The organism is Trebonia sp. (genome assembly GCF_049794275.1).
GTDB lineage: Bacteria > Actinomycetota > Actinomycetes > Streptosporangiales > Streptosporangiaceae > Trebonia.
Map to the genome: position 1 here is coordinate 1 of NZ_JBARCR010000090.1, position 6,313 is coordinate 6,313.

At 72.8% G+C, this 6,313-nt stretch carries 6 protein-coding genes; 4 read left to right on the forward strand and 2 right to left on the reverse strand.

Annotated features, from left to right (window positions below; genetic code table 11):
* Window positions 1–454 (reverse strand): NAD(P)-dependent oxidoreductase (locus WA805_RS02365; RefSeq protein WP_425241543.1); only part of this gene is annotated, 454 nt, incomplete at its 3' end.
* Window positions 455–566: 112 nt separating this feature from the next.
* On the reverse strand, window positions 567–3,251 hold the full coding sequence (locus tag WA805_RS02370; protein ID WP_425241544.1) for a LuxR C-terminal-related transcriptional regulator: 2,685 nt from the start codon (window positions 3,249–3,251) through the stop codon (window positions 567–569).
* A gap of 154 nt (window positions 3,252–3,405) precedes the next feature.
* On the opposite strand from WA805_RS02370, the gene WA805_RS02375 reads away from it, so the two are divergent.
* The 4 genes from WA805_RS02375 to WA805_RS02390 all read left to right on the forward strand — a co-directional run.
* Window positions 3,406–4,653 (forward strand): MFS transporter, encoded by a 1,248-nt coding sequence (locus WA805_RS02375; protein ID WP_425241545.1) that lies wholly within the window; start codon window positions 3,406–3,408, stop codon window positions 4,651–4,653.
* Entirely contained in the window at window positions 4,650–4,895 is a 246-nt protein-coding gene (locus WA805_RS02380; protein WP_422275334.1) for a hypothetical protein, read from the forward strand. Before WA805_RS02375 ends, WA805_RS02380 begins: the two co-directional genes overlap by 4 nt.
* A 33-nt stretch (window positions 4,896–4,928) precedes the next feature.
* Complete coding sequence (locus WA805_RS02385; protein ID WP_422275336.1) at window positions 4,929–5,447, forward strand: hypothetical protein; 519 nt, start codon at window positions 4,929–4,931, stop codon at window positions 5,445–5,447.
* 34 nt (window positions 5,448–5,481) lie between these two features.
* On the forward strand, window positions 5,482–6,313 hold an 832-nt coding region (locus WA805_RS02390), incomplete at its 3' end, for an aldo/keto reductase (RefSeq protein ID WP_425241546.1).

Here is a 6,313-nt window from a genome sequence, read left to right on the forward strand (position 1 = left end):
CCCTGGCCGGGCCCTCGCTGCCGGAGACCGGTGCGTCGACGAACACCGCGCCGCGGTCGGCGGCGATGCCGGCGAGCCTGGTCGTCCACTCGACGCCGACGGTGCCCATCTGCACCCAGATGATCCCGGGGCCAGCGTCCAGCAGACCGCCGGGACCGGTGGCGGCCTGTTCGGTGGCGGCTCCGTCGGCCAGCATCGTAATGACGATCGCGGCACTCCTGGCTGCTTCCGCCGGGCTGGCCGCCACCACCGCGCCGTCGGCCGCCAAGGGCTCCGCATGGGCCACGGTGCGGTCCCATACCCGCACGTCGAAGCCGCCGCGGGCCAGGTTGGCGGCCATCGGGCCGCCCATCCGCCCGGTGCCGATAAAGGCGACAACCGGGGTGGCCGCCCGGTCGTCGCGGCCGGTGCTGACGGGTGTGCCGGGCTGCGTCTCAGGCTGAGTGGTGGTCATGTCACGCCTCCTGTCGTTGGCTGTTCTGACAGGTCAAGCCTCAGGCGACGGAGGGTGAGGCGGCGTCACACGACTGGGTGATTGGGCTTGGCGGCGGTTCGCCCAGGTTCGGTCAGGGCCGTCGCGGGGGCGGCGCCAGCAGCCCGAGAGCGCGGGCCTGTTCCACTGCCTCGTGCCGGCGGTGCGCGCCGAGCTTGTCGTACAGGTGGCGCATGTGGGTCTTGACCGTGTTCACCGACAGGTACATCTCGTCGGCGATCTCCGGCGCCGATAGCTTGGTGGGCAGGTAGCGCAGGACGCGGGCCTCGGCGCTGCTGAGCGGCTCGCGCAAGTGCGGTGGTCCTGACGGCTGCGAGCCAGGTTCCTGGCCGGCCAGCACGCTGAGGATGTCGGCGATCAGGCCGGCGTGCGCGGTGCCGTGCTGGCGATGGCGGTCGAGCAGCGCGGGCGCCGGGTCGTACAGGAACGGGAAGAGCAGGGTTTCTGGCGCGGCGAGGTCGAGAGCCCGCTCCAGGGCACGCCTCGCGGCCCCCGCGTCGCCGAGCGCGTCGCAGGCGATCGCCTGAAGCAGGGATGCCTGGACGTCCCACAGATGGGCGTTCTGCAGCGGAACCGAGCCGTCGATGACGGGCGCGAGCACCACGGTCGCCGCCTTCGGGTCATGCTGGGCGAGCCGCAGCGACGCCGCGGCTATGCGTATCTCGCCCCGGTCCCGCGCCGGCGTGTCCATGCCGGCGAGCGCTTGTTCGACGCGCTGCGTTTCGCCGCAGCGGGCGAGCGTCTGCAGGATGTGCGAGCGCAGCCGCGGAGCGAGCGTGTGCGGCGTGACGAGCGACTCGCACAGCCGTTCGGCCGCCTGGAAGGCGCGCAGAGCGGTGTCGTGGCGGCCGCACACGAACTCGAGCATGCCGCGGCCGTAGTGCAGCCGCATGCCGGCGGCCAGCTCGACTTCGGTCCGGACGGTGCGCTCGGCCCGGCCGAGGGCCCGCTCCGCTTCCTCAAGCCGTCCCTGGGTGACCATCGCCACGCCAAGGGCCAGATAGGCGACGCCAACGATCGGCTCATCGGCCCAGCCGTGCTGGTTAGCCAGCTCAATCGCCTGCAGGCCGCGCTCTGCCCCCAGCGGGAAGGACCGCCAGCTCATCAGCTGCGCCCAGTGCGCAAGGCCGGTGACCTCCACAAAGGGCCGGCCGATCTCGTGCGCGAGGGCGATGCCCTCCGCGAGGTGCCGGTCCGCCTCGTCCAAGTGAGATGTCCAGACCTCGACGATGCCGAGGTTAATCAGCGCCAGCGCCCGCAGGTCCCCGCTCAGCTCGAGCTGATCTGCTCCCGCGGTCATCGCGGGGGTCAGCAGCCGTTGCGCCTCCTCCGCCACGGCCGCGAGATCCCCGCGCTGACGTGCCCGGCGCATCCGCACCCCGGCGAGCAGCGCCCGCGCGTGCCCGCGCCTGTCCGCGGGAACCGACTCCAGCGCCCGGGCTGAGAGGGCTAGGTACCGGTCGGCCTCACCCAGCGATCCCCTGGCCAGCTGGTCGCCGGCCGCCCCGGCCGCCAGCTCGGCATCCGCGGCGATCACCGCGGGCGGGAAACGGGCGAAGAGCTCGTGCACGGCGCCGCCCAGCCCGGCCAGGCCCAGGCCGATCCACCGGTCTGACAGCTGGCGGGCGGCCAGGCCCCAGTTGCGCGCGGCCTGAGCGTGGCGCACCGCCTCGACGGGATGCCCGTGTTCGGCGTACCACCCGGCGGCGGCGTTATGCAGCGCGGGCAGTTCGGCCGCGCTGCTCCCCCGCAGTTCCAGTTGCAGCAGATCGGCGAACAGCTGATGGTAGCGGAACCAGGACCGCCGCGCGTCCAGCGAGACGACGAACGCGCCCGCCTCCTCGAGCTGCTGCAGGACCCGCTCGCCGCCCGAGTCCCCGGTCAGCAGGTCGGCCAGCTCGCCATTGACCCGTTCCAGTATCGAGGTCCGCAGCAACACCCGCCTGGCCTGTCCGCTCTGCCGATCCAGCACCTCGGCCAGCAGGTACTCGGCGACCGTGCGCTCGCTGCCGCCGAACTCGGCCGCGAAACGTTCCGGATCGGGGTGCCCGGCCAGCGACAGCGCCGCCAGCCGCAGCCCCGCCGCCCAGCCTTCGGTCCGGTCATACAGCACGCCAAGAGCGGCGTCCGACAACGACACGCCGGTCGCGTCGAGCAGCGCCCGCGCCTCCGGCGGGCTGAACCGCAAATCGGCCGTGCGGATCTCGCTAAGCTCTCCGGCCAGGCGCAGCCGGTGCAGGCCCAGCCGCAGGTCGTGGCGGGTGATCAGCACGAAGCGCAAGGCTGGCGGCGCGCGCATGATCAGCAGTTCCAGCTGGCGCAGCGCCTCGGCCGAGCACAGCTCGTGCAGGTCGTCGAGCACCAGCCAGACGTGCTCCTCGAGCGAAGCGAGGTCTTCAAGCAGGCGTTCGACCACCGTCCAGCCGTCTAGCTCGGGCGCCGCCGTGAGCGGCCGCACCAGCGCGGACCCGGCAGCCATGCCGTGCAGCGCGCCGGTCACCGAGACCCAGAACCGCTGAGCGTCGCAGTCGCCAGGCACCGCCACCCAGGCCACCCGCCCGGTCAGGCCGCACTCGGCGATCCACGACCTGAGCAAGATCGTCTTGCCGCTCCCCGGCGGCGCCGACACCTGCGCGACGCGCTGCGCCTGGGTCAGCCGCTGGAACAGCCCGGGGCGCGCGATGACTCCATCCCGGACAGCCGGGGCGGCCGGGGCGGCCGGGGCGTTGGCGACCCCTGACCAGACGGCAGGCTCCACGGCGGGTCTCCTCGACAGGCACCGCTCCCAACACTACGTCGTCCGGGACCGCTGGCCGAGGCGTACCCGCGGATCACCCCGCCGTGTGACGCCCGCTCACCCGGCTGACCGGGAGGCTGCTGCTGACTCGCCCGCACCAGAAAGGAACCCGGACATGACCACCACCATGCAAGCTCCCCCGCAGGCATCCAGCCGGCCCGGCACGGACCAGCGCGGCCAGCGACCGCGGCGGATCGCGTTCTGGGTGCTGGCGCTGGTACTGACCTGCACCATGCTCGGCACCACCTTGCCGACCCCGCTGTACGTCATCTACCAGAGCCGGTGGCATTTCTCCGCGGCCCTGGTGACGGTGACCTTCGCCGTCTACGCCGCGGCGGTGATCGCGACCTTGCTGCTGGCCGGGCGGTCCTCCGACCAGGCCGGCCGCAAGCCGGTGCTGGCCGCGGCACTCGGGGCCAGCCCGCTGAGCACGGTCGTGTTCATCCTGGCCCCCGACCTGGCGGCGCTCATCGGGGCCCGGATCGTGTCGGGGTTGTCGGCGGGCCTGATGACAGGCACCGCGACGGCCACGCTCACCGAACTGGTACCGGCCTCGGCCCGGCGCCGGGCGTCGCTGGCGGCCACCGCCGCGAACATGGCGGGCCTGGGCCTCGGCCCGCTGATCGCCGGGCTGTTCGCGCAGTACGCGCCACACCCGACGACGCTGGTGTTCGAGGTGTACCTGGCCGTCCTGGCCGTCGCGGCCCTGCTCCTGCTGCTCGTCCCCGAGACGGTGCCGCACCGCACCCGGCCGGCCCTGCGCTTCGCCGGGCTGGGCATCCCTGAGCGGGGCCGGGGTGAGTTCATCGCCGCCGGCGTCGCCGCCTTCGCGGCCTTCGCCCTGCTCGGGCTGTTCAGCTCCCTGGTGCCCGGCTTCATCGCCGGCCAGCTGCATCAGGGCAGCCACGCCGTCCAGGGCGCCGTGGTGTTCCTGCTGCTCGCGGTGGGCGCCATCACCCAGGTCGCGGTGTCCCGCCTCGACAGCCGCCGGGTGGTGCTGGCCGGCCTGATCCTCTTCCTCGCCGCGCTCGCGCTGATCGTCGCCGCCCTGGCCCAGTCCGCGATGGCCCTGTTCCTGGCTGGCACGGTGACAGGGGGCGTGGCCGTCGGCGCCATCTTCCTCGGCACCCTGGCCACCGCCAACCGGCTGGCCCCGGCCGAGCGGCGCGGCCAGTCCATCTCCGCCTTCTTCGTGGCGTGCTACGCCGGCCTGATCATTCCCGTCGTCGGCGTCGGCGTGCTCGCCGGGTTCACCGGGACGTTCCCCGCCGTACTGACCTTCTCGATCCTGCTCGCGGCCCTGTGCCTGTTCTCGGTCTCCCGGTTCACCCGGGTCAGCGCCCCGGTCCGGGGTGTCCGGTGAGGTACCAGATCCGCGTCCGCGGCCGGCTCGGCCGGACGATGCGCGCCGCGTTCCCGGCCCTGGACGCGCAGGTACACGGCGAGGACACGGTACTGGCCGGCGTCCTTGCGGATCAGGCCGCGCTGTACGGCGCGCTCGCCCAGCTCGAGGCGCTCGGGCTGGAACTGCTCGAGGTGCGCCGCGAATCACCCGGCGGTGTGACGCCCCCTCACCCCGCCGCCAACGACGCTGAAGCCAGCTGAGAGCAAGCGTCCCAGCCGAGAAAGGACACCGACATGACCACGACCACCCACACCGAGACCTCACCGGTCACCATGGACAGCCGGACGTTCCTCCTCAAGCGCGTGCAGCCCGCGCTGAGCGGGCTGATGGACGGGTCGCTGTCGACCCTCGCCCCGATCTTCGCGGTGGTCCTGGCCACCCACCACCCGCTGACCGCGTTCTACACCGGCGCCGCGACCGCCCTGGGCGCCGGCGTGAGCATGGCCTTCTCCGAGGGGCTGTCGGACACCGGTGACCTCACCGGGCGCGGGAGCCCGATGCTGCGCGGCGCGATCACCGGCGGCGGCACGTTCGCCGGCGGCATCTTCCACACCCTGCCGTTCCTGATCCCCGGCTACGGCGCGGCGATCCTCGCCGCGGTCATCGTGGTCGCCACCGAACTGCTGACCCTGGCCTACCTCCGGCACAAGTTCTTCCAGACCAGCTTCGCCCGGTCATTCGTGGCGGTCGCCGTCGGCGGGGCGATCATCGCCTCGCTCAGCGCCGGCCTCGGCCTCCTCGCCGCGGGCTGAACACTCACTCAACGATCATTCAAGGAGAACGATCATGACAACACTTCCCACCACCCAGCTCGGCCGCACCGGCATGCACGTGACCAGGACCGGATTCGGGGCCTGGGCCATCGGCGGCGGCGACTGGGCATTCGCCTGGGGCAACCAGGACGATGCCGCGTCCATCGCCGCCATCAGGCACGCGGTCGAATCCGGGATCAACTGGATCGACACCGCCGCCGTCTACGGGCTGGGACACTCCGAAGAAGTGGTGGCGGCCGCGCTGGAGGGCCTGCCCGAGGCGGACCGGCCCTACGTCTTCACCAAGGGCGGCCTGGTCTGGGATCCGGCCAACCGGTCCGCGGCGCCCCGGCGGGTAGGCGCGCCGGCCAGCATCAGGGCCGAGGTCGAGGCCTCGCTGCGGCGGCTGCGGGTGGAGCGGATCGACCTCTACCAGATGCACTGGCCGGCCGAGGACGGCACGCCGCTCGAGGAGTACTGGCAGGTCTTCACCGACCTCAAGCGGGAGGGCAAGATCCGCGCGGCCGGGCTGTCCAACCACGGCATCCGCCAGCTGCAGGCCGCGGAGCAGATCGGCACGGTGGACGCCATCCAGCCGCAGTTCAATCTGATCCACCGCGACGCCGCCGATGACGTGCTGCTGTGGGCCCGCGAGCACGAAGCCGGAGCGATCGTCTACAGCCCGATGGCCTCGGGCCTGCTCACCGGCGCGTTCACCGCGGCCAGGGCGGCTGCCCTCGAGCCGGGTGACTGGCGGGCCGGTCACCCGGACTTCACCGAGCCTGCCCTATCGGCCAACCTGGCGCTGGCCGGCGCGCTGCGCCCGGTCGCCGAGCGGCACGGCGTCACGCCAGCCGCGGTGGCCG

Excerpts from the sequence above, each read along its gene's own strand:
- WA805_RS02375 (WP_425241545.1), top strand. The coding sequence starts at position 3,406 with ATGACCACCACCATGCAAGCTCCCCCGCAGGCATCCAGCCGGCCCGGC.
- WA805_RS02385 (WP_422275336.1), top strand. The coding sequence starts at position 4,929 with ATGACCACGACCACCCACACCGAGACCTCACCGGTCACCATGGACAGC.